The 22803-nt window shown below is 54.6% G+C and carries 28 protein-coding genes; all 28 read right to left on the bottom strand.

The annotated features are described in order from the left end of the window. The 28 genes from AC13E3_RS03770 to AC13E3_RS03635 all read right to left on the bottom strand — a co-directional run bounded on the left by AC13E3_RS03770 (nucleotide 1) and on the right by AC13E3_RS03635 (nucleotide 22277). Nucleotides 1–1440 carry a DNA cytosine methyltransferase gene (locus AC13E3_RS03770; RefSeq protein WP_136630296.1) on the bottom strand — a complete coding sequence of 480 codons (1440 nt, stop codon included), beginning with the start codon at nucleotides 1438–1440 and terminating at the stop codon, nucleotides 1–3. Nucleotides 1441–1498: 58 nt separating this feature from the next. Continuing rightward, on the bottom strand, nucleotides 1499–1651 hold the full coding sequence (locus AC13E3_RS03765) for a hypothetical protein (protein ID WP_169054502.1): 153 nt from the start codon (nucleotides 1649–1651) through the stop codon (nucleotides 1499–1501). A gap of 186 nt (nucleotides 1652–1837) precedes the next feature. Continuing rightward, nucleotides 1838–2356: a hypothetical protein gene (locus AC13E3_RS03760; RefSeq protein ID WP_136630297.1), complete on the bottom strand. Its 519-nt coding sequence runs from the start codon at nucleotides 2354–2356 to the stop codon at nucleotides 1838–1840. A gap of 179 nt (nucleotides 2357–2535) precedes the next feature. Next, entirely contained in the window at nucleotides 2536–3030 is a 495-nt protein-coding gene (locus AC13E3_RS03755) for a 3'-5' exonuclease (protein WP_153637342.1), read from the bottom strand. After that, complete coding sequence (locus AC13E3_RS03750; protein ID WP_136630299.1) at nucleotides 3027–3239, bottom strand: hypothetical protein; 213 nt, start codon at nucleotides 3237–3239, stop codon at nucleotides 3027–3029. The genes AC13E3_RS03755 and AC13E3_RS03750 overlap by 4 nt, the downstream gene beginning before the upstream one ends. 14 nt (nucleotides 3240–3253) lie before the next feature. Continuing rightward, on the bottom strand, nucleotides 3254–3571 hold the full coding sequence (locus AC13E3_RS03745; RefSeq protein WP_136630300.1) for a hypothetical protein: 318 nt from the start codon (nucleotides 3569–3571) through the stop codon (nucleotides 3254–3256). 210 nt (nucleotides 3572–3781) lie between these two features. After that, nucleotides 3782–4216: a hypothetical protein gene (locus AC13E3_RS03740; RefSeq protein ID WP_136630301.1), complete on the bottom strand. Its 435-nt coding sequence runs from the start codon at nucleotides 4214–4216 to the stop codon at nucleotides 3782–3784. Beyond that, nucleotides 4213–4641, bottom strand: a complete 429-nt coding sequence (locus AC13E3_RS03735) for a hypothetical protein (protein ID WP_482901732.1) — start codon at nucleotides 4639–4641, stop codon at nucleotides 4213–4215. The genes AC13E3_RS03740 and AC13E3_RS03735 overlap by 4 nt, the downstream gene beginning before the upstream one ends. After that, complete coding sequence (locus AC13E3_RS03730; RefSeq protein ID WP_482901731.1) at nucleotides 4641–5741, bottom strand: hypothetical protein; 1101 nt, start codon at nucleotides 5739–5741, stop codon at nucleotides 4641–4643. Before AC13E3_RS03730 ends, AC13E3_RS03735 begins: the two co-directional genes overlap by 1 nt. Before the next feature lie 219 nt (nucleotides 5742–5960). Beyond that, nucleotides 5961–6347, bottom strand: a complete 387-nt coding sequence (locus AC13E3_RS03725; RefSeq protein WP_136630304.1) for a hypothetical protein — start codon at nucleotides 6345–6347, stop codon at nucleotides 5961–5963. Nucleotides 6348–6606: 259 nt separating this feature from the next. Next, a complete protein-coding gene (locus AC13E3_RS03720) occupies nucleotides 6607–6861 on the bottom strand; it encodes a hypothetical protein (RefSeq protein WP_136630305.1) in 255 nt (84 codons plus the stop codon). A gap of 2 nt (nucleotides 6862–6863) precedes the next feature. Continuing rightward, the gene (locus tag AC13E3_RS03715) at nucleotides 6864–7718 is read right to left on the bottom strand and encodes a hypothetical protein (protein WP_153637343.1); all 855 of its coding nucleotides are present in this window, start codon (nucleotides 7716–7718) and stop codon (nucleotides 6864–6866) included. A gap of 9 nt (nucleotides 7719–7727) precedes the next feature. Continuing rightward, entirely contained in the window at nucleotides 7728–8609 is an 882-nt protein-coding gene (locus AC13E3_RS03710) for a hypothetical protein (RefSeq protein WP_136630308.1), read from the bottom strand. 136 nt (nucleotides 8610–8745) lie between these two features. Beyond that, the gene (locus tag AC13E3_RS03705) at nucleotides 8746–11856 is read right to left on the bottom strand and encodes a helicase-related protein (RefSeq protein ID WP_482901730.1); all 3111 of its coding nucleotides are present in this window, start codon (nucleotides 11854–11856) and stop codon (nucleotides 8746–8748) included. 139 nt (nucleotides 11857–11995) lie between these two features. Continuing rightward, nucleotides 11996–12565, bottom strand: a complete 570-nt coding sequence (locus AC13E3_RS03700; RefSeq protein WP_482901729.1) for a hypothetical protein — start codon at nucleotides 12563–12565, stop codon at nucleotides 11996–11998. Nucleotides 12566–12840: 275 nt separating this feature from the next. Next, nucleotides 12841–13467 (bottom strand): phosphohydrolase, encoded by a 627-nt coding sequence (locus AC13E3_RS03695; RefSeq protein WP_482901728.1) that lies wholly within the window; start codon nucleotides 13465–13467, stop codon nucleotides 12841–12843. Between the two features lie 163 nt (nucleotides 13468–13630). Beyond that, the gene (locus AC13E3_RS03690; RefSeq protein ID WP_482901727.1) at nucleotides 13631–14011 is read right to left on the bottom strand and encodes a hypothetical protein; all 381 of its coding nucleotides are present in this window, start codon (nucleotides 14009–14011) and stop codon (nucleotides 13631–13633) included. Further along, nucleotides 14008–14223 (bottom strand): hypothetical protein, encoded by a 216-nt coding sequence (locus AC13E3_RS03685; protein WP_482901726.1) that lies wholly within the window; start codon nucleotides 14221–14223, stop codon nucleotides 14008–14010. The genes AC13E3_RS03690 and AC13E3_RS03685 overlap by 4 nt, the downstream gene beginning before the upstream one ends. Next, the gene (locus AC13E3_RS03680) at nucleotides 14220–14657 is read right to left on the bottom strand and encodes a hypothetical protein (protein ID WP_482901725.1); all 438 of its coding nucleotides are present in this window, start codon (nucleotides 14655–14657) and stop codon (nucleotides 14220–14222) included. Before AC13E3_RS03680 ends, AC13E3_RS03685 begins: the two co-directional genes overlap by 4 nt. 3 nt (nucleotides 14658–14660) lie before the next feature. Next, complete coding sequence (locus AC13E3_RS03675; protein WP_482901724.1) at nucleotides 14661–15062, bottom strand: hypothetical protein; 402 nt, start codon at nucleotides 15060–15062, stop codon at nucleotides 14661–14663. Next, nucleotides 15059–15835: a DUF7241 domain-containing protein gene (locus AC13E3_RS03670; protein WP_482901723.1), complete on the bottom strand. Its 777-nt coding sequence runs from the start codon at nucleotides 15833–15835 to the stop codon at nucleotides 15059–15061. The genes AC13E3_RS03675 and AC13E3_RS03670 overlap by 4 nt, the downstream gene beginning before the upstream one ends. Before the next feature lie 70 nt (nucleotides 15836–15905). Further along, a complete protein-coding gene (locus AC13E3_RS03665) occupies nucleotides 15906–16595 on the bottom strand; it encodes a TSCPD domain-containing protein (protein ID WP_482901722.1) in 690 nt (229 codons plus the stop codon). Nucleotides 16596–16654: 59 nt separating this feature from the next. After that, nucleotides 16655–18784, bottom strand: coding sequence for an adenosylcobalamin-dependent ribonucleoside-diphosphate reductase (locus AC13E3_RS03660; RefSeq protein ID WP_482901721.1), 2130 nt, complete (start codon nucleotides 18782–18784; stop codon nucleotides 16655–16657). Nucleotides 18785–18974: 190 nt separating this feature from the next. Further along, nucleotides 18975–19838 carry a hypothetical protein gene (locus AC13E3_RS03655; protein ID WP_482901720.1) on the bottom strand — a complete coding sequence of 288 codons (864 nt, stop codon included), beginning with the start codon at nucleotides 19836–19838 and terminating at the stop codon, nucleotides 18975–18977. 111 nt (nucleotides 19839–19949) lie between these two features. Beyond that, nucleotides 19950–20264, bottom strand: a complete 315-nt coding sequence (locus tag AC13E3_RS03650; RefSeq protein ID WP_169054504.1) for a helix-turn-helix domain-containing protein — start codon at nucleotides 20262–20264, stop codon at nucleotides 19950–19952. A gap of 24 nt (nucleotides 20265–20288) precedes the next feature. Beyond that, entirely contained in the window at nucleotides 20289–20825 is a 537-nt protein-coding gene (locus AC13E3_RS03645) for a hypothetical protein (protein ID WP_482901719.1), read from the bottom strand. Nucleotides 20826–21021: 196 nt separating this feature from the next. Further along, nucleotides 21022–21690 (bottom strand): DUF192 domain-containing protein, encoded by a 669-nt coding sequence (locus tag AC13E3_RS03640; RefSeq protein WP_136630320.1) that lies wholly within the window; start codon nucleotides 21688–21690, stop codon nucleotides 21022–21024. A gap of 185 nt (nucleotides 21691–21875) precedes the next feature. Then, a complete protein-coding gene (locus AC13E3_RS03635; protein WP_136630321.1) occupies nucleotides 21876–22277 on the bottom strand; it encodes a hypothetical protein in 402 nt (133 codons plus the stop codon). Nucleotides 22278–22803: the final 526 nt, after the last annotated feature.

Below are 22803 nucleotides of genomic sequence, written 5' to 3'. Positions count from 1 at the left end.
TTAACTCGCAAACAGTTCCGTTTGGCGGGTCCGGACAATCGTCCGGTTCCCGGCGTTTTCAATCAGGTGATCCTTGATGGAGCCCATCAGGGCCTTATGCATACTGTAGTCAACAGATTGCCCCAGCAGTTCCACTTCCTGCTCCTTGGCCATCCATGAGGTCACAAAACCCTCTTCATCCTGGGGGATCGACATCAGGTCTTTGATAAGTGCCGGGCTGGGGGCATAGATACGGCCACCATCGGCAATATAACATCCGTCTTTTACGAGGCGATCCTGTGATTTTATGATAGTCGGGCAATAGGTGGATTCCCGGGTGATGTAGTTGCCACCGCGCTCAACCGCTTTGGGGCTGGTAATGGCGTAGCTATCCGTAATGTCACGGCACTCGTGCAGACGGGCTTCCACAATTGGCCAGATCGGGGTTGTGTTTCTCTCCTGTGGTGCCGGGTGCTCATAACCCGGGAACACACTGGCTACCATGTGGTACCGGCGACGGCTCTGGATGCCACCGTAGTCCCGGGCGTCCATGACAGCCTCAGAGATGTGGTATCCCCAGCGACGAAGGGTCGTCTTCAGGATGTCCCCGGCCGCACTGGTTCCGAAGCCCGGAACGTTCTCCACGACTACCAGCATGGGCTCAAGCTCTTCGATCGCCCGAAGGGTGGGATAGATCATGTCGACGGTGGTGGAAAGATCCTCAACGCTCTTGGCTTTCGCCTTGGCGCCTTTGGCCCGGCTGTGGTCATCACACTGGATTCCAGCTGAGAAAATGGAGATCGGGTCGCCCTCATCCGCCAGCTTGCGCAGCATGCGCGGGTCCAGTTGGTAAATGTCCTCGTTCATCAGGATTCTGGGGGTGCCGTTCCTCAGGGTATTGAGGGCATTGATTTCCGAGAGGGACCGGCCGGCAGTCACATCCCGGGCTTCGTCCGGGCGATACTCGATCACGGCGTCCACCTTCATGCCAACCGACTCCATTGCGTGAATGTCGACACCACCGGTCATGGCCGCCAGCGCATTGAGCGGGTTGTGACCGGAGAGGCGGCGAATAATCGCAGCGGTCCTATTGGGGATGGGACTGATTTTGATGTCGCCGTGGCGCATTTTCACATGGAATCTCTCGCAGGCCGGCGGAAAGGTCCGCATCAACTGCTTATTGGCAAATTCCATGACAGCCTCAAATGGCTTGTTTGTCCGGGCCCGGTTGTAGCGGCGACTATAGATCTTGTGGTCCCCCTGGTCGCTTGGGCGCACGATAAAGCCACCATCAAGCGATGGGGTGGTGATAATGCGCTGTCCCTCATCAAAGCCCATCAGAGGGAGGAAGTTGGACGATACCCGTACCTTCGGGGTGCTCCGTCCTGAAACCATGTTCATCTTCAGGTTCTTGGTGACCACACTGGGAACGTGAAAGTCTGCGATTGCGTGCGTATGCATGTTCTCTCCTGCCTGTCCTAACCTAGTCTTGCCTTGAAGAGCTATCAGAAAACAACGATTACGCTGCTTTTTGATAGCTCTCCATGCCTGACCGCTTCACGCGCTTGCGGTCGTATTTGGTCTTGTCCTTGACCACGCGCATCCGATACTTCGGGCTGCGCAGATCCCGCTTTACAGCGGATTCTTGGGTGGCGGTTTTTTGCTTGGCCATGACGTCCTCCTTTGGGTTGTGGCTTCAGCGATTCATGTGATTATTCTACCAGAATGCGTACACCATGCAAGGAGTATAAATAGGGAATTTCACGGCGGCAGCCGTGGCGTAGCCAACCGGCCTTTGTGCACACGAAAAGGGGCGAAGCCCCAGGCTGGCGGAACGCCAGGCATGGGGAGGACCGGGTTATGCGGCCCTTGAGATGGTTTTGAGAGGAAATTCGACCGGATGGTCCCGCATATCCCGAATAACCAGATTGGTGATCTCCGGAAACGGCGGGGTGTTCTCGTCTGCCTCAATGACAGCGGTACGGCGTTCGGCATCCTCCATAGGCTGGGGGATCTTGAACGCCACTGCTTGGTCATACTGCAGAGAAACAACTTCGTCACGGCTGAACTGGATGATGGCCGTCTCTCCGAAGAACGCCAGCTCCTGCATGTTTCGATCGGCCTGGCCGTTGATCAGCCAGCTAAAACGCTGGCGCTCGTTCACGCGCTGCAAGACGCTTCGAATCCCAAGCAGGCAGCCGTTGCGGCGGTAGCACGGGACGATGATGGTCTTGCCGGTGGCCGATTTGAACTGGAATGCGTTTTCGTACGAGCCGGTGCAGCTGACCAGTTGCTGGCGCCGGCCGATCTTGGTTAGAAGCAGATTGGCTGCTTCCATCACTCGCGCTGACTCGAGTCCGAGCTTTTGTCCTGACATGAGAATCTCCTGCTGTATATGACCTAACCTGTAAGCCATTTTACCAGCAAAAAAACACCATGCAAGGTGTATTATCGGAAAGTAATCGCGGCGCAGCCGTGGCGTAGCCAACCGGCCTTAGTGCACACAAAAGGGCCAAAGGCCCAGGAGGCGGGAACCTCACGGTTCCCGGTGTGAATCTACTGGCGGTCGAGCCAGTTCCAGACGGTAAGGGTGGCGCTGGCATCGTGGATCGCCCGGTGAGCCGCATCCTGGCCCCAATCGTGATCCGCGTCATAGGCCGCCTGAACAAGCTTGTGCCGGCGCCAGGGCTCACCTGTGATTGTTTCCTGATGATAGGAGTAGGCTTCCATGCAGCATCGGATTTCCTTGGCACCACCAAGGTAGCCTTTCAGAAGCTCAGAATCGAAATCGGCGTTGTAGATGACCACGGTGCGGCCGTCCACTGAATCGTGGATCTGCTGGGCTAGATCCGTCAGAGTCGGAGCGTTGGCAACATCCTCTGGCGAAATGTTGTGAATTCGCTGGGCCGCTGGCCACTCGGTGTGCCGGGTCGGTCGAACCAGGCTGTTCAGCAACACATCCCCGTTTTCATCGAGAATGGCGATCTCAAGGATCTCGTCCCGCTCTGTATCAAGGCCGGTTGTCTCTGTGTCGATGACGGCAAGACTCATGGGGTGTCCTCCAGAAATCCCGGAGCATTCTTCAGGATTCCCCGGATTTGATTCTTCTGGCGGGGCGTCAGTTTCTTGTTACCACTACGCTCCTGAACCTGCAGAAGGTTGGTGATGAAGTTTCGATCGCTCCCGCTGAGGCTGTCCATGGCCTCAGTATTGGCGACAAGCTCACGAATGAGCACGTTGAGTGATTTGGCTGATTCCATCGTTGTCCCCGGGATCAAGAAAGAAACTGGCGACGATAGGCTGCGCCTTTTCGGAACGCTTCCTGCCAGGTTGCACCGTTAAAGTGCTGGCTTGGGAAGCCCGGACGGGAAGCGCTGGTCACGTAGCAGATCGCGCCGGAGCCGTCCCGATACTCGGAAGCAGAGACAGAAATGCCCTCAATCCGGTTTACTGCGGAGCCAGTTGTGAGGCGAGTAACAGGGTTGTTGTATCGGTCGCGTTCATCGGTCACCCGGTAAGCCGGCAACTCCTCATCGGAGTCCAGAAACCGGCCTATGGCGTCGTTTACAGATGTAGCTGCATTGGAAATCATGATCTCTTTCTCCTGCGTAGTCCTAACCTGTGTATAGTTTAGCAAAACACAGACACCTTTCAAGGTGTACAGCGTGGAATTTTCACGGCGCCAGCCGTGGCGTAGCCAACCGGCCTCAGTGCACAGAAAAGGGCGCTCGCGCCCCTGGCTGGCGGAACGCCAGACACAAAAAAGCTCGCAAGATGCGAGCCAGATAACGGGATTGTAAGGTTAAGCCGGGCAGATCAGATCCGGGCCATAGGCCCAGGCACTGTCGAGCTTCCAGATTGGCTGTTCGGGATGATCGCGGTCCCAAAAATGACCGCGCAAAAATGGTTGGTAAGTGATGTGCTTTGCTTTCTCCGTGTTCACGTCCGATGGCAGCTCGGAAGCCAGATCTTCAACGAGGCAGATGCAGTGGGCGTGCACGTTTCGGACGCCTTTGCGAATCACCGTTTGCCGGCCGGCTTCCGAAACCTTCATTTCCACGGATCGCACCTGAACAGCGGGACTGTAACCCAGCACTTTGCCTTTATGCTCCCCCTCCATGGCAACCACGGAGAAGCGTCGCTGGCGGTTCAGGTTCTTGTACAATTTCACTTTCATGCCCTTGTGAGGGCGGGGACGTCCTTGGAAAGACTCCCACGCCGGAATTGTCTCGTTCATGCTCGACTCTCCGAGACCTGCGCCCGGTGTGCTTCTGCGAGGAGAGACTGAAGCGCTTTCCGGATCTCGCCGGGTTTCATGGGGAGCGGTTCGCCGGCCTGCTCAATGCCGATCGTATCGGCAGTGACGCCTTCCCAGCCCTCAGGATCATAAGGACCCCAAACGCAGTGCTGTAAATCAGGCAGCCGGTCATCTGGCCAAACGGACATCAGCGGAGCATCGCAGAACGGCTGACCGGAAAAACTGCCGTCTGGAGCGTGAACTCCGTTAATCTGGCCGCCGCAAAATTCGGCGACCACTTTGCCGATTTGGTGGATGAATTCGATGTGACGCTCTTCATCGGGAAATTGGCCAAGCAATTCCGGCTTCACCAGGAGCCCGGTGACAATCTCAGCAAGCTCATTCGGAAGGATCTGTCGAGACATCAGGCGTCCCTCCGGAGTACGGCAGCACTGCCGGCAATGGATTCGATGAAGTCAGAAGGGGGCATCATTCCATATCGGGCGACAGCCTTGGCCAACAACAGGTCATATCCGTTCTTGATCAGGCGTTTGACCGCCAGCTCTTCAAGTTCGGCAGGCGAGTCAATGACATCCATGGCGTATTCATCCACTTCGGCCATAGTCTCACCGGTCAAAGCGCCGTTTCCGATTTCGCGCTCGATTGCTGACCGAAGGTTGCTCGCCATATTTTCCACGCTTTCACCGTTGATTTCGTAATCAACTCGCAAATCCAGATATACCGTGGAGATCTTTGGAGCACCAGGCTTTAAGCCTGAATCACCGGTATCCGTCGTTGAATCCATTTCCATAGCCTCTTCCCACTGCTCAACAAATTGCTCCAGATAGAGACGCTGGATGCCGTTAACCTCATCATGAACAATCAATTCATCAGCGGATAAATGGGGAAGCCCTTCGCGCATGACAAAGGCCTTGAGGTCATCGGTCATGGCGTCGATTGGATCGGCTGAATTCATGAGCTCGGCAAGGGGAACGTGAATCCAGTTGAGGCCCAGCATTCCCGAGAAAATGGGGTTGTTCATAACCTCGTTCAGTTCATCGCTGGCAACCCGGCGAGCTGATCGAATATCACCCCAAAAATAGGAGTCACTGGAACCGCCGTTCCAGAACCTGTGTGTCGGAGGAACATCGTTGCTGTTTTTCAGAACCCAGGGTCGAGGGCGGTTCTGCAATGCGTACTCCCAATAACCAAGGCGGGTTTCACCGCTTCTCACTTCGGCTTTCCAGTCACGAACGGGAACCAGAGAGTCCTCATCCCAAATGGAACCACCGCAACGCTTCATTAGTGCCTCTACATCCGCGGTGCGCACGCTGATGGTAGACAACCCATGAGCCCTCGAGTTCTGATCCATCTCGCTGGCTACGTGCTCCCAATAACCAAGTCGGGTGCCGTCATTCAGCACAATGCTGGCCCAATCATCGACCGGGTAATCCCCGTTTTCTTCCCAAATGCTGCCGCCAAACTCATTGATCAGGGCTTGAACGTCGCGGGTGCGTAACTGCATGTCTTTCTCCTGCTTTCTGATTTGTCCTAACCTGAAAGCCATTTTACCATGCAACATACACCACGCAAGGTGTATTTAATCGGGTTTTCGCGGCGCAGCCGTGGCGTAGCCCACCGGCCTCAGTGCACAGAAAAGGGCGCCCCGCGCCCCGGCTGGCGGAACGCCAGGCACAAAAAAGCCCGGAATGAACCGGGCCCAGAAAGAGTAGGAATATTGTCTTCAGGCTCGACCAGCAGCCCGCTCAGCCCGTAGCATCCGCAGGGAACCAGTTACCCGCTCAACCACATATTCCCAGTAACCCAACAGAGTTTCGCCACTCTCGACGTCCTCGATCCAGTCACTGGGTGGAATGCCTGGGTAAACCTCCCAGCTTGACCCGCCATTGTCCTTAATCACATTGAGAACATGAGAGGTATGCAGTTTCTCTTCTTTCACTTCCGGGTACTGCTCGACGGTAGCCAGCTCCCAGTAACCAAGCCGGGTTTCCTCGTTACAAACAAGCTGCTTCCAGAAATCCCTGGGCAGATCCGGGTGCTCAGCCTGACGATCACCACCAAACTCATTGATGACCTGTTGAACCAGATCCGTGCTCGAAATATCACTCATAGAGCCTCCTGTAAGGTGCTCGAAGAAATGTCCTAACCTGGGACTATTCTACCATGAGTGATGCACCGTGCAAGGTGTATTGTTGAGCGTGAAGCATTAAAAAACCCGCTCGAAGCGGGTCTGGGTGTAGGCGACCGGGCGGCGTGGTTAGGTTAGGCCTCAGGCAGGAGAGGTGCCGCCCGGTCTTGATCGTGGCTCAGGTATTCCTGAGCTCTTGGAACTGATTGTAATGAAAAAAAGACACCATGCAAGGTGCTTATCAGGAATTTTTTGCAAATTCCGGAGTTTTTTCAAGAATGGTGGAGACGGCACCCCGGGCATTCCAGTTCTCAAGCCGGTAAGTACGCACGGCCTTATGAATAAAACGGTCCAGGTAGACTCTGACAATGGAGCCTTTTTCACGGTCCACCCCCAGCACTTTAGCAACCACCGGCGTACGATCCCCGAACCGAACCGTTGCAACGGTCTCATCGAAAGATAGGTCGACTGATACGGACAATGAATGTGCAGCCATGCTTATACCTCTGAAACGTCAAGGATCGACTTGCTGGAGTGCAGCTTCAGGAAGGCCAGCAACATATCGGTAGCCTCTGGCGCAAACCGCATATCCAAGTGGTTCTTGAAGACGACAAACTCAACGGGCCCGCCTTCGCAAATCTTCGTCCGGGAAGCGAGCCTTGCCCCTTCCAAGGCCTTAGCGCAGGCAGCAAACGCAGCGGTAATGCCTACGTCGCCCATTTCCTGTTCCAGCACCCGGAATTCCTGGGCCAGGTCCTGCATGGCTCTGGGGTCATCCGAGGCATAGTGATCGCCAAAGTAGAAAGAACCGAAGTTATACGGGCAGATTAACCGGGTACCCTGGGTGCGCACAGCCGGCCGGAAATTTGAGTACTCGTAGCGGACAAGGTGCAAAGAGGTGGCCAGCTGGTCAGCGCACTTTTGCAGTCCCCGGTCTTCGAGCGTCACCGCCTGGAGCCTTGCATGCTTGGCGCACTCCTCGAAAGGAAAGGCGGCAAGAAGAGCATCGGCGCAGCTAGAGAAGTCGTTCTCATCGATCTGGCTTTTGTACAGAACATCGCGGGCTTCGCGAGTGCTCATCTGGAAGTCCGTGCGCAAGTCGACTCGAGCGTGGGTGCCTTCCGAGTATTGACGGGTAAGTTTTGATTCCCATTCCTTCAAGAAGGCACTGATCACCAGAGAGCCTACAGTGGTCGGGTCGGGTGTTGATATCCCGACGCCCAGTTGTGACAGTTGGCGATTCGCCTCAACGGCGTTTTGAAGTGCCTTGTAGGCGTCCGTGAGCCTCCACTTGAGATCAGCCTTAAGGGCTTCTCCGTTGAGCTTACTGAGATCCATTTCCGTGTTTGTCATGATACCCCCTTAAGCCGCCAGCTCTGGCAGTTCAACATCACCGTGCAGGGCAATGAAGCTCAGCAGTGCATCGGCATGGTCACGGGCAAGGACAAACTTGGTCTTGTCCTTGTATACAGTGGCCGTGAGAATGCCGGGAATACCCATTTTGGTACGGCTCGGAATGTCTCGAATCATGCCGTAGGCATTCAGCTCGCGGGTAATCCGCGAAACCGCATCACAGAGTCCGTCAACGCCGGTTTCGTGCTCTGCCACGCCGAGGGCACTCAGGGCTTCTTCCATGTCGCGAATCAGGTAATACCGATCCATTCCCTCGTGCGATCCGCCGCCATACTTGCTGAACTCGAGGCCGGCAGTTTTCATCACTGGGTTGCTGCCCCGTGGCATCAGATTGAGAAAGCTTGTCAGGTCCCGGGCCGCAGACTTCATGCCCAGATCAACCAGAGAGCCCGCCTGGTCCTTAATGGCCTTCGCGATCATATCGAAGTCCACCGGTTTCATGATCGCATCGAAAAGCTCCATGTGCTCCTCGATGAAGCCTTGCCTTTCCAAGTTAACCCACGGCATCCGGTGAGGATCGTCAATGCTATCTGGATAGCCGGAACCATCGTCAGGGTCGGGAAGGCGGATCTCAGCGTCCAGGCCGCCATTGTTTTCACTGGAAGCCCGGGCAATCAATTCACGCTTCCAGGTGGACAGAAGACGTTCAGCAGCTTCGATGCTATATGGAATCCGAACCTCAATGCCATGGAATGATTCAAGCTGGTGACCCTTGGTCGAGAATTCGAGGAATTTGTTCATGCCGTTCTCAAAGAACGAGCGACAGTGCTTCTTCAGTTCCGGGCCGGTGAATTCAACAATGGGTTTTCCAAAAATGGCGATTTTCAACATGGTTTTTCTCCTGCGTTTTTTCCTAACCTGAAACCCATTGTATCAGAATATATACACCGTGCAAGGTGTATTTAAGGGCGAAAGAAAAGGCCATTTTCAGAAAGCGGCCCTGCAATCGTGGGGGTGGAATCGCCGATTAGGCAGCGCAAAGAGTCTCGTAGGTCTCCCGGGAGCTCATCTCCAGAACCTCATGGCAGAAGGCCTCAAGAACCGCGTCCATGTGCTGGAATACATCGGACTCGGTGGCCCCGTCGCCCCAATCAAGGCCGCTGTCGGCCGCTGCCTGCTTCCATTCGACCACTTGGGCCATGTACTCATCAATACTGCCCCGCAGGTGCGCAAACTCGACCTGAACCGTGGCCTCCTGATCCGGACGGGTGGTCCGGGCGATGGCCTGGGCTTCCGCGTCCGCCGTCCAGTCCCGGTTGTAGAAAATGATGTGGCTGGCCTGAGGCAGGTTCAGCCCGCGCTGGCTCACCCCCAGAGAGGCGAGGAGCACCGGCGCCGGGCCGAACCGGAACCGGTTATCAAGGCGCTCTGTCCGGGCCTTGATGGAGCCCTTGCCGGTGAAGATAACCCCTTCAATGCCCCGGTCAGCCAAGGCCTTCTGCAGGCGCTCCAGGGTCTCCGGAGAGCTCGCGTAAACGATCGTCTTTTTGCCCTGGGCGCTCAGCTGCTCGAGGCGGTCAATGGTCCAGCGCTGTTTGCTGGTTAACGGCGTGTAGCACTTACCAACACCTGCATCGTGCGCATGGGGCGCGTTGGCTGCCTGAATAACCGCGTTAATCCGGGCCAGCACCGCCACCAGGTTAGAGCCTTTGCCCTCCATGTTCCGTTCTTTCTTGTGGGTCTCGAACCAGCGGGCGAAATCCACGGCCGGGGTCAGGTAATGGCGCAGGTGTTCTTTATCCCAGTTCAGGGTAACCGTGCCTTTTTCCGGGTCCGGGCACCCGGCGAAGGGCTCAACCTCGGGCTCATTGCGCAACCGACGTTGAATGAACGGTGCTACCCATCCCCGGAACTGAACCACGTTGTTGATTTTCGGGATCTCACGCTTGGCCCCGCCGCGCAGGTCATCTTTGAACTCGTTGGTGGCCCACTCGAGGGACACATGGCGCTCCCGGAAGACATCGATACCACGACTAGCGGCCTGGGCGCTCGTTAACAGGCGCGGCTCCATGAATACGCCGGAGCGGATACCGTAGGGCTGGTGTGCTCGGGAACCGCCGGCAGAGGCCGCCGCAAGCGGAAGGATGTCGCGGGGATAGTTACCACAAGGGGTGCCATCAAGGATGTACAGCTTACGAGCTGCAAGTTGCAGCAGGGCCCGGCTTTGCTGGCTGCCAGGGTTGGACAGAATCCCGCCTTCGTCGGCGATCACCACGCGGGCCCGGCGGCGCAGGTGGTACGCGATCGTCTGACGCTTGCCCTTAACAACGGCTTTCAGACGGTTGTAACTGATGATGTTGATTGCCCGGAGTTCCTGAGTGTCCGCCAGGCAATCGATGGTTTTCCACTGGTCAGAGGGTAGGCCGATCTTCTGAATCTCCCGGACCATCTCGGGAACCAGACCGGACTCAACACAAATCAGGCCCCGACCAGACATCAAGGCGAGTGCCAGTGACAGCCGGGCCTTCCCGGTACCTTGTTCCCACGCCGAAATGCAGCCGTAAGGGGTAATCAGCAGTTCGATAAGTCCTTCAAGCTGGTAGGGCCAGAGCCAATCTATGCCAGCCGCAAGGATCTGTTCCCGGTACTGGTGCGCCAGATTCGGGAAGGCCACACACAGGCCCTCATGGACCACTTGCCACTCAGTGGAAGAGCGCTCGTCCTCACCCCCAGCGAAATTGAACAGCCGCTGCAGCTGATCTCTGCGGTATTGAACGCGGAAACCATCCTTCTCAAGCAGGTAATCGCCGCCCATGGGCTCGGCCTGTACCTTTTCGCCCTTGCGGATGGCCGGAGACTTCACGTTACCCTGTTCAAGCAACATACCACGCTTGGCGGTCAGCTCCAGCTTGCCAACAGTCGAGGCTTTGATGGTGTGACGGAACGGAGTAGACGCCCGTACATGCTTGCGCTTCAACTTCTCCCAGTACCCGGACAAAGTGGGGGAGACCTGGGGCATTCCGCCAGCCTTGCGGATCTCATCAAGCAAACCATTGAAGCCTTCCTGTGGGTCGTCCTGCAGCAGGTAGGCGTCAAGCATCAGCTGGCCATCGCCTTTGAATTGGATGCTATCCGGGTACCGGTGCTTCAGGCTGCCACGGCGCTGTCCCTCAACCGGCTCTACTGGCTCACGCAATAGGGCATTGAGTACCTTTGCCTCAGTCAGCCCGCAAGCGAACTTCAATTTGATAGACCGGCGATGGTGATGCAGCTCTACGCGGGTATCGTGGGTAACCGGTGTATGGATGGTTGGCTCTGAGACATCGACACCGCCCACGGTAAGCCGGGGACGATCGTACCCGTACGTGGTTTCGGTACCGGTAAACAGCGAGGGCCAGTCCCGCTCTGTCGTAACGTCCAGAGACTGAGGCTCGGAGGCCGGTTTGTTGGGACCAAACACATAGATTGCAGTGCGCACGTTGGCGCCTTCGGCTTTGAAGGTTTCAATCGGTAGATTCAGCTCGGCCCAGAGGCGACGACGGGAAAAGCATTCCTCACGGGCAGAGGTCGGCAGCAACGCTACAACATAACGGGAAGCGGCCAGGGCCTGATCAACAGCATACAGATGACTAATTGCCGAGGTATTCGGGCCGAACATGCCAAAGGTAGTGCATGGGTACGGTTGCATCTGGGGGTGCTCAAGATGCAGACCAAAAGGCGGGTTGATAATGGCGGCATCGAAGTTTTTGGCTTTGACCTCTTCCATGCCGGCGCACTCCAGCTCGAACTCAAACCCAGCAGAAGAGGCGTCTTCTGAAAGGGCGTCAACGCAGCGCTGGTCAATATCGATGCCATAGAGTGCGTGACGGTCGGGGTCTGCATACTGCAGTAGGCGACCGGAGCCCACGGAGGTATCAAGCACAGCAGTCTTACGCTCAACGGCAGCCTGAACCCCCTCAAATACGGGAGCGAGAAGCCCCCACATCCGGGCAGCAACCCAATCAGGTGTGTAAAACTGACCCTCTGCCTCATCGCGGCGCCGATGAAGGTCTGCCAGGCTGTCAGCCTTGCGTACGATCGTGCCTTTGGCGGTAACCTCAAGCGCCTTGTTGCGCCAGCTCTGAATTGTGCCTGCCATTGATAAACCCTCTGATAGCTTGTCCTAACCTGAGAGTTATATTATCAAATAAAGCAGACACTTTGCAAGGTGTATAAATCCCGTGCAGCCCGGCCGGAGCCACATTCTGCAAGGTGTATTTGCCGTGAATTTCGCAGGCCTATCTGATGATCTTCGACCAGCCCTTAGGGTATTGCTTCAGTCGATAGTCTTTCCGGTAGGTCTGGTGCTCCATGGCTTCGGCAATGCCATCCAGAACGTCATCCAGCGATTCTCTGACCTGCTCGGCTGAGAGTTGAAAGAGGATCCAGCCGCGCCGGCAGAACATGAACTGCTTTTCCCGGGTCTTCTTGAAGCTCTCTACAAACTTGGCGTGAAATTGCCAACCGTCGAGCTCACAGCCGATGCGCCAGGAGGGCAAGGCTGCATCAAGGCGGTAGCCATTATCTGAGAACGGTTTCAGCTCCCAGACCACCTCGCCACCGCTGTAATACCGACCCCATCGCCGCACCATGGCCTGGTAGAGGATATCGGCCGGATTCTCCGGTGGCACCGGGCTAAAGGGCAGACCTAGCAGTTCCGCTTCGTTGGCCGGGCGTTTTTGTTTCTTGGCCCGCTTGAGCGGAGAGCTGGCGGACTCTTCCTTGATTTCTTTGAGCTCGCGTTCGATTCGCTCAGCAATTTTCGGGTTGATCTGATTGCCGGACTGGCGATCAGTTAATTCGTTCATAGATCGGATGCGGTAGCCCACGCAGTGCCCCCAGGGTAATCGTTAATTTGTCCTAACCGGCTACCACTTTACCACGCAGTAGGCACCAATCAAGGTGTATTCTGGAGGAGGAGGCCTCACGGCGCAGCCGTGGCGTAGCCAACCGGCTTCAGTGCACACAAAAAGGGCCGCAGGCCGCTGGATGCTGGCGGACTGGCGGGTATAAAAAAGCCCGCACAAATCTGTGCGGGCTGAAAGTGCCTATTCCGCGATACCGAGAACGTCGATATTGCTCCTCAAGCGTACCCGATTCGCTTCTGATTATCGAAGATCAGGGAGTCTGCCAGTTCGTAGAACCGATCCATAAAGGCGCTGTATGCCTCCTGCGGATTCATGGCCGTGATCTTGAAGGGCAGGGGCTTCACGTCACCGAGCAAAGGCCAGTAGTCATCACCCCACGGTGTCAGGTCGCGTCTCTCGGTCGCCAGCGCCTTCAGATCGGCTTCTTTGATGGAAGCGTCCATCGGGTAGGTCAGTCCGAAACGCTTGAATATGGCGGCCTCAACCCGCTTCTCGATGGCCTTAAATTCGGGAAGCATCGCCTTGAGCGGAGTCTGTAAATCTGGGCAGATCGCCTCGCTCGAATCATGCAGAAGCGCCGCCATCTGATGCTCGCGAGGAACCAAGTGGCTGACCAGTTCGCTGTGCTGTGCCACGGAGTAAAACTGGCTGCACTGGCCGCCAAAGCGGCAGGTGTTGGATAGACCACGCGCTATGTCCTCGATGACAAAAGATTCTGGCTGCGGATTGGCCAGATCGACATAGCCTGAATGTGTCGAAATTTCTGTACGTTGTGCGGAATATCCCATGATGCCTGCCTCTGAATGCTGATATGTCCTAACCTGCAACCATTTTACCAGCATTCGCACACCATGCAAGGTGTATATCCAGTATTTCCGCCGCTTGCGGTGGCTACGCCACAGCGTCAGTGCACAAAGAAGGCGCCTCGCGCCCGAGGCTGGCGGAACGCCAGGCACAAAAAAGCCTGCTCGAGGCAGGCTATAAGTTGAAATTATCCGCTGTTTGCTACGCGGATTCGCTGCAGTACTCCAGTGTGCCGACCTCGAAGTGCAAAGGCTGGCAAGCGAAACGGTCGACATGAACGAACCTGGTGGTAAGCCCGTGCTCCTGAACTGCGCTTGAAATGACGTGTTTCAGGTCCTCATACGCAATATCAGAAAGTTCCTCAGAAACCGACAATGCAACCTTGATACCCGGTTCTATAGAGACATCGCTGTATAAATCCTTTTGCGCGTTTCCATTCATAGACCAACCGCCACGGATCGGGTAGACCGTAGCACCGCCGTATCTGGAAGAAAATTTAAGCAAGAGGGAACGGCCAAAGGCTTCAAATTCTGGTTCGGTACCATCACAACAAATGAAGCATTCGAACCGGACACGACTCATCGAGAGTTCCTCTTTTCTCGAAAGTCACTAAGCCAGTCAAAGACGTCCAACAGTGCACGCCAGCCTACGGTGATGAAAAAGCCCCAAAAAAATATAGCCATACTGGCTGCGACTGGCTTCGCCCACTCAACGTCATTGAGGGCCAGAACTCCAGAGACGATCGCAATAACCAGTAGAGCCAGAAGACCGGAAAAGAAAATTTTCTTGCTCATGAGGATGCGACGCTCTCCGCGGTTGGGCACTCGAATTCGATGATGGGTAGGGCGCCTTCTTCCGGATAATCCGTCAGTGAGGCATTAAGCCCATAATACCGCTCTCCGTCGTCGTCCTGGGTTTCCCCGACCCACAATGTGCATTCGCCGAAATCTTCCTCTTCCATGCTATCGCCTGTCATGGCCACAAGCCGGCCCATCGCTTCCAGATCCAGAGTCATGCGGCTGGGGACCAGGCTAAAGCCTTCTGGAGTTAGTACCGGCTCGAAGGTCGGCCTGAACTCGGCCTCCTGAAGAACTTCACTGCTGGCAGTATTAGCGAGACGGGCAAGCGATCGGGCCAGCTCCTTCGGGGTGTAATTTTCGAGATCCCCCATTATTGAAGCCATCTTGTTAATGAAGTAATCCACATCAACGCCATATCGATTTTCCATAGCTCAAGCCGCTTCCGTTTCAGATTGGTTTACGTTCGGACAGTCGTCTTCGTGTCCGCACTCGGCACACATGTCGCACTCATCGCAGAGGGGAAAGTCACCATCCATCGTGGCCAGGCCGCAGCCGTCGCAATGCTCGTCGCACTCCACGGACCATCCCATTTCACGATAGATGGCCCGGTCAGTGACGACATGCGCATCTTTGCGTCCGTCCTTACCGAACATATCGTCGTGCTCTGGCCGGCGAACAACCCGAAGATAGATGTACTCCGAATCGCAGTCCTCATGCACATCACCGTATTTCCAGATCAGTTGCTTGGCCTGCTGGAGGTTCTGTGCAAAGCAGATACTGCGGAACTCATGGTCCAGCCCCTGGAGGCTGGATCCGCCGAAATAGCACTTCATGACCAGGCCTCTTCGGTGCCGGCATCAAGCTCCGGAAAGCCGCAACTTACCGGGGTCGCAATTTTGTCCTCTGGATTTTTAAGGGCCCGGTCGATCAGCATCAGCTGAACTCGCTCCAGAGTCTGAAGCTGGTGCTTCCAGTAACCATCCTCATCGCCGGTGGCCATGACCTGAGAGATTGCCTCGCGAAAATCCCCCATGTGAGTCCGCAGGTCGTCTGGCAGCACTTCCCATCCCGGCTCAATGCCCGTCTTGGTGAGGTATTCCCGCACAAGAGAGGTAATAGGCCGGTGAGATTCTTCTTCGGGCACCCCCAGCATTTCAGTAATTTCAGAGATGTCCTCGATGGCGCTGTTGGCGACTGCACGCCAATCAATCGCTCGATCGGTATCGGATTTCTCGGTATCGGGGTTCTGAATCCATGTCACGCGGCCCAACTCATGTACCGCGGCCTGTTTTCCGGATTCAGTTCGCACCAGGACACCGCAGACCTCACCCAACTGTTGCGCCTTTCTTAAGCCAATGCTGGGAGTGACGTGATAATCAGAGTCATGGCCAACCTTGCGCCATTCACGGCAAGTCAAAGTGATGTTGGGGCTTTCAGGGTCAAAGTCGCCAGTCTCCCGATTTCTCCATTGGCCGATAAAGCGTTCATGGCCGACAGCGATAATCTTGATCTGATCAGGGCCATAGCCCTCATCACCTTCAAGAATGTCGCCAGGGCCCCAGCCGTTGATCTTTAGAGTATCGGCTTCTGTTTTTCCGAGTTTCATCTGTCCGCTCCCCTGTAAGGTGTCCTAACCTACAAGCTATTATACGGGTATAAATACACCTTGCAAGGTGTTAGGCGCACTTCGACTGGCCGCAGCATAAACAGGTGTCGCAGCCATCCATCTTGATTACCGCCTTTGTGTTGCATTTGCTGCACATAGAGGCATTGGCCGGGTAATCACCGGATCCACTTTCCTGCTTGCCCTGGCTCTCAAAGGCAATGCGTTTTTCTTCGAGGATCTTCTTGGTGTGCTCACTCATCTCCTCATCTTCAATGAGGCCGATCGCCTTCATGTGTTTTTCGATGACGGCGCCAAGGTCCGCAACCAGGGAAGGCATGAATACACCGCCTTTCTTGAAGTAACCGCCATTGGGGTCGTACACAGACCGCAGCTCTTCGACCAGGAAGGTCACGTCACCGCCTTTACGGAAACAGGCACTGATGACCCGGGTGAGGGCGATGATCCACTGGAAGTGCTCCATGTTCTTGCTGTTGATAAAGATCTCGTACGGGCGACGCTGCTCGTGCTCGGTGTCTTCGTTCAGCAGGATGTCATTGATGGTGATGTACATGGCATGCTCAGCCACCGGCGGCTTGAGCTTGTAGGTCGTGCCCATGAGCACTTCCGGTCGCCCAATGGTCTCGTTCATCTGTACGACGTTTGACTCAGGGGCCTGTTCATGGGGAGCGGGAGCTTCCTCTTTGCCGGCAACCCGGAATCCAACAATCTTGGTCTCGATCTTCTTTGCTGCTTCAGTCATCTCGTAATCTCCGAATCTGGGGGTGAGGACATCACCCCCAGTCATGTTATTTGGTCGGTTCAGAACTTTGCGTAAGTGCCTTCTTTGAGCGCATCGAATAGGTTTGCGGCCGTGTGGATCTCGCCGTCGTACTCAACCTGCTCATTGCCCTTGAGCTTCACTTTGCTACCGTCATCGAGCGTGAACTCGTAGATGGTGTTCTCAAGGTCTTTCTCTGTAACCAGAACGCCCTGGAAGGCTTCAGGATTGAAGCGGAAGGTTGTGCATCCCTTCAGTCCCTGCTCATACGCGAACATGTAGATGCCTTTGAAATCCTGATAGGGGAAGTCAGTCGGCACATTCGCTGTCTTCGAGATGGAGCTGTCTACCCACTTCTGAGCGGCAGCCTGAACCATGACGTGCTGGTCCGGAGTTACCTGATCTGCGGAGGTGAAGTGGTCCGGAAGCATGGTTGCCGGGTCTTCACTGAACGGCATTGCATCAGGATTAACCAGGTGACGGTACTGCAGCAGCTCATAGGCAAATACATCGACCTTTTCCTTGGTCTTCCGGCCTTCACGGATGATGTTCCTTGCGTAGTGATGCGAAAAGCTCGGCTCAATGCCATTGCTCGCGTTGTTGGCCAGTGACAGACTGATAGTGCCAGTAGGAGCGATCGAGCTGTGGTGAGTGAAACGAGCGCCAGTTTCGGCGATCTCAGCGACCAGTTCCGGATCCACTTTGGCGATTTGCTGCATGTAGCGGCTATACCTGGCGTGCAGAATGCGGCCCGGAACCTTGTCGCCAACTTTGTAGCCGTCATCTTTCATTTCAGGGCGCTTGCGAAGCATTGCACCGGTGACGGTGAATTCCTGGGCAAGAATCGGGGCCGGGCCCTTTTCCTTGGCCAGCGCCAAGCCTTCTTTCCAACCCACTACAGCAAGCTTTTTGGTGACTTCTTCAGTAAAGGCCACGCTCTCGTCAGAGCCATACTTGATACCGAGCATGGCCAGTGCAGAGCCCAAACCAAGGATACCCATGCCGTGGCGACGCTTGGCGAAGATCTCGTTGCGCTGTTCTTCAAGCGCCAGACCGTTGATCTCAACAACGTTATCGAGCATGCGAGTGAAGATGCCAACCACCTTGGCGAACTTCTCGTAATTGAAGTAGGCCTCAGGAGTAAACGCCTTCTCAACGAACATGGTCAGGTTGACGCTTCCAAGCAGGCAGGAGCCATATGGCGGCAGCGGCTGCTCGCCGCACGGGTTGGTAGCGCGAATGTCTTCGCAGAACCAGTTGTTGTTCATCTGGTTGACCTTATCGATCAGGATGAAACCCGGCTCAGCGTAATCGTAAGTGCTGGTCATGATGGTGTCCCAGATTTCCTGGGCCGGAACTGTGCGGTAAATCTTGCAGGCCACCAGACCCTCATCATTAACCACGTAGTTGTCGTGAATGGGAAACTCGCGCCAGAGGTACTGGGTTTCGTCTGAAAGATCGAGGTTTTCTTTCTCAACTTCCTTCTGAGTGACGGGGAAGGAGAGAGGCCAGGGCTTGCCGCCTTTCACGGCTTCAACGAACTCCTCGGTAATCAGCAGAGACAGATTGAACTGGCGAAGAAAGCCGTCCTCACGCTTTGCACGGATGAAATCCATTACGTCCGGATGGTTGATGTCAAAGGTTGCCATCTGAGCGCCACGACGTCCGCCAGCGCTGGATACGGTGAAGCACATGCGGTCGAAGATATCCATGAATGACAGCGGGCCGCTGGTATTGGCACCGGCGCCCGCCACGTAAGCACCTTTCGGACGAAGGGTGGAGAACTCATAACCAATGCCGCAGCCGGCTTTCAGGGTTAGCCCAGCCTCATGAACCTTGTTCAGGATATCGTCCATGGAATCCTGGATGGTTCCGGAAACGGTACAGTTGATGGTGGAAGTGGCGGGCTTGTGAGCCTCGGCGCCGGCGTTAGACATGATCCGGCCAGCCGGGATAGCGCCATTGCGAAGTGCCCAGAGGAAATCTTTTTTGGCCTTGGTCTGCTTGGCCTTGGGCTCAACGCCTGCGATCGCGGTAGCAACACGCTCATAGGTGGCGCTGATGTCTTTATCTACAGCCTCACCATCTTTAGTCTTCAGTTGATACTTTGAAGCCCAAATATCCAGAGATGCGTCCTGGAAGGGTGTGCCGATGTCTGCCTTAGCGTTCATTATGATCTCCAATATTTACACAGAGAAAGTCTTGGTAGTTGGTTAAAATTAATACTACCAAGCCTGCCCATTTATGTAAAACAAGTTTTATGTTTTAGAGTGTAACAGTGATGAAGTTGCGATCGCAGGCACAAAAAAAGGGCGTCTAGCGCCCTTAGGTGAGGATCCGGAGCTGGCCCGGAGGTAAGCTCTATTCGCGATGCACAATGCGGTGAAGGAAGTTCTTCAGGCTGGATGGAACCGTGTCTGGGAGGCTTTCAAGGACCTCTGGCGTGCCCTCCAGATCCCGAATAAGGCAAAACAGAATAAACAGATCACCCCCGCGGGCTCTGATTGTCTCCTCATCAGATTTGTCGTCCTCGGCCATTTCCTGAAAAAACAGGGAAAGGAAATCCTCGCGGAACTCAGGCTCAAACAGACAATCTCTGAATTTCGGGAATTTTTCCTCAGTAACCACTTCGACCAGGCGAGCAGCCTTCATCAGTTTGTCTCGGCTCAGGTCAAAGTAACTCTTCTGGAAGCCAGTAAACTTCCTCACGCCATAGCCAAGATAGATCTCAAGCTCTCGCCTTAGAGAGTAGAAGCGCTCAAGGGCCTCTTCTGGGTCGTAAATGATCTCAGGCAGCAGGTGGACGCGACAGTAACGCCTGGCTAGCTCCATGTTTGCTGCCAGCCCATGATAAAGGTTGCCATCCTCATCCATTGTTCCGGCCATTATCAGCTCGCCAGTGCCAACGGGCTTGACCACTTGATCTCCATTGGCGGTTGTCTCAACTGCACTCATTGGCAGAACATAGCCCTGTTGCCAGCTCAATGAGTTGTCGTCGATCAAGTCACTGAGCTGGTCTGGCTTGAGCTCCGAATGCAGCTGAATAACAACACCTTCCTCCATCGGGGGAATGTCAGCTTTATCGGCTGTCGGTATCAGAGGAGTCTTGATCACCCGGCAGCCCTTAAAGATCACCTGCTTCCCGGTGTCCTTATGTATAAGAACCGACTCCAAACCATTGACTGCATCTACACTCATTGGGATATAGAGGTAGTTCGCATCCATTTAATTGCCCCCCCACTAATAATCGATGCAGTTTCCAATAATTTTATCAATTATGGAACACTGACAGAAAATTAGCCGAAAAGCATGCGGTTTGAAACTGTCTAAAGCAGGTTAAGCCGCCTCTGAACTCTCACCGCTACCAGTATTTTCGAACTGGGTCGAGATCATGTGGATGGCATTCATCGCTTCGGCCGCAGAGCTCGCATTCAATACCGCTTCTACCAGCGCCAGCTTTTCCCTGGGGATCATGGCAAGCTCCAGGTCCATCGCATCTGCAATTCGTTCCAGTGAGGAGAGCTTGCACTCGCCGCCGGTTTCAATGCGCTGGTACTGCTGCTGGGTCATGTTCGCCTGTTGGCCTACTTGTGACTGGTAAAGTCCAAGCTTGTTGCGGCGCTGTGAAATCTGCTTTGAAATCTTATCCATGGTCATTCTCCAGTAATGTGCGATTCAGTTCGTGTAACGGTCGTTGATGATTTCGAGGACATCCTCATCGGAAGGCAGTCGCTCGTTGATGTATTCGCGCCAATAGGCGCGTTTCTGCGGATCGTAAAGGCCGGGAATGTTGGCAATACGGTCTTTCGATGTTCTGGCGAAGATGAATTCCGATGCATGGGCGCGGTAGAAGTCATCCTTCAAGCGATCTTCGACAAGCACAGCCACCCCGTGCTCAAGCATCGCTCTCAATACTTCAGGATCTCGTTCCAGGTGAGCAGAGTGGTAGCGTGTAACATCATCACTCTCTAGCGCCCGGGCATTGTGATGGGCCAGCCCAAGCTTTGCGATATCGGCCTGTTGCAACTCGCCGTTGTTGGTCCACGCAATCAATTGCACTTCGTACCCACGATTGAGCTGGGCTTTGCAGACGCGAGTTCCACCATTCTCAGTAAAAACCTCAGCCTTGACGGAAACCATGTCCCCGTCTTTGTCAGCCTTCAGCTCCGTGATCTCGACGTAAAAGCCTTTTAGTATTCGTTTGTATGTCACGCCATGCCTCCTCTGAGGAAATCGTCTTCAGGCGAGAGGCAGAGCAGTACAGATCGTCCGTCTGCAACAGCTGGATAGCCCGTAAGAGCCTCTCTTTGTCCTAACCTAAGAATGATTATACACAGAATAAGACACCTTGCAAGGTGTATTTAATGGCGTGATAGGTGCTGACAAGAATTGGAAGAGAAAAAGAGGTTTAGGAGTTTGAGCAGTCGCCAAAGGCGTTCAAAGAAATTCGATCGCCTACGGTGATGCCATTGTTTCGATAGAAGCCCTGGGGAAACTCTGCTGCCGCCTTGAAGGGAATGCCGGCTTTGTACCGTGGGCACGAACTTGCATCAGTTGAGCAAGATTGCATCTGCTGGATGCTCTGTATCTGGCCATTTGAGTCCAGATAGCTGATATCAAGGTTCATCGGGGTCTGATACATCCAGAACTGAGATTCGGAGGGTTGTACGGAATCATATACGAACAGCATTCCATGATTTTCAGGAAGCCCTGGAACGCCCTGCAAACCTCTCTGACGTAGCTCAGGAGTATCTGCGATATAGAAAGTGACAGGAATGCTCTCTCTCGCTGTGCTGATGCAGCCGGCAACACGGGCAAATATAGAGCGTATTGAGGCGTCCTGGTGCTCCTCAGAAGGCGCTAAGGAGGGTGGCAAGGTAGCTTCACTCGGCTCTGCTATTTCGGCTTCAGTTGGAACTTCCATCCTTTGAGCCGCCCAAATGCCTAACCCCGACCCGATCGCCATCACCAAAACAAGAATGCCGAGTACGGAAGCCCAGTGATCGAAGAAGCCTCGATTGCCAATTGAGTTCAGGTCGGTCTGATTTGAATTTTCCACCACGCTACCAGCCTTCATGATTAGGGCTTGGAATGATAAAGGCCCACCTGGTGGTGGGCCTGAATAGGTCTGGGGGGTGTGCGTGAGAGGGTTGAATCCAATCCCCCCCAGATAACCGTCAAAACTTGTTACCCTTGATTACCTAAAATGATAATACAACTTTTACGTAAATACAAGCTAGACGGTCACGGGAAGTAATCTTGCTAAGAAACTACGTGCGGAGTTTCCAGGGTTAGGAGATCTCGTATAGCGGCAGAAATTTCGTCAGGACAAAGAGAGACTGGGATCTGCTTGGAAAGGCGAACGCTATGATGTGCATCGGGCTTCCCAGCACTCGGCTTACCCCAAAGCTGAACTTTGCAACCGATGCCATCTGGACGGCAAGAGCCAATATAATCAGTGACCCAGACGCTGACACTGCGGTCATGGCGGCTGTTAAAGAACACTGCGTGTGCTTCTTCAAGAGAGCCATTGGCACCAAGAAAGGATTCCGTTTCGTAATGACGAATCACTCTTCGTGCCGAGAGCTCTTCACCGATCTCGACCAGTAAATCACTGATCTCTTCAAGAACTCCGAAATTTGAACTGTTGATCAGCTCAACCATGCCGCCTCCAGAACCCTGCCAGGGGAATACTTTAATTGCGTGTCCGATGTTCGGTTAGGCTGCCGTGAAGCACAAGCCATTATTACAGGATTAATACAAATTGAGATGATTGGTTATATATCAAGAGAAGGAAATTGACAGCAGGAGAGGGGAGAAGTTCCGGGCCGATCAGAAAGGAGTCAAGCTTGTAGGTTAGGACAAACAGGAGGCACCAAACTGACAACTACCGAGGCTTCAGTAGGGATTGCTCCCGGCCCGGAACAATTAAAGTATACAAGACATCTCATATCAGAAAATAGGGCCTTTCCGAAAAATGTTTGCAAAACGAAAATAGCCTCCCTATTATCAGGAGGCTATTTCTGAAAAACTCTTTATAATCAACAACGTTGGGTAGGGCACGTGCGCCTCACAAAGAGGTTAGCCGTTGCCCCCCCACCGAACCGTACGTGCACATTTCTATGCATACGGCTCTCCAACAAGCTTTTTCCGGAAAGCGCGTAGGTCGGGTAGTGTCCCCTTGTGCAGA

The organism is Marinobacter sp. L-80 (assembly GCF_056859395.1).
The sequence above is the reverse complement of the archived record's forward strand: the minus strand, read 5'-3'. Positions and strand labels throughout refer to the sequence as shown.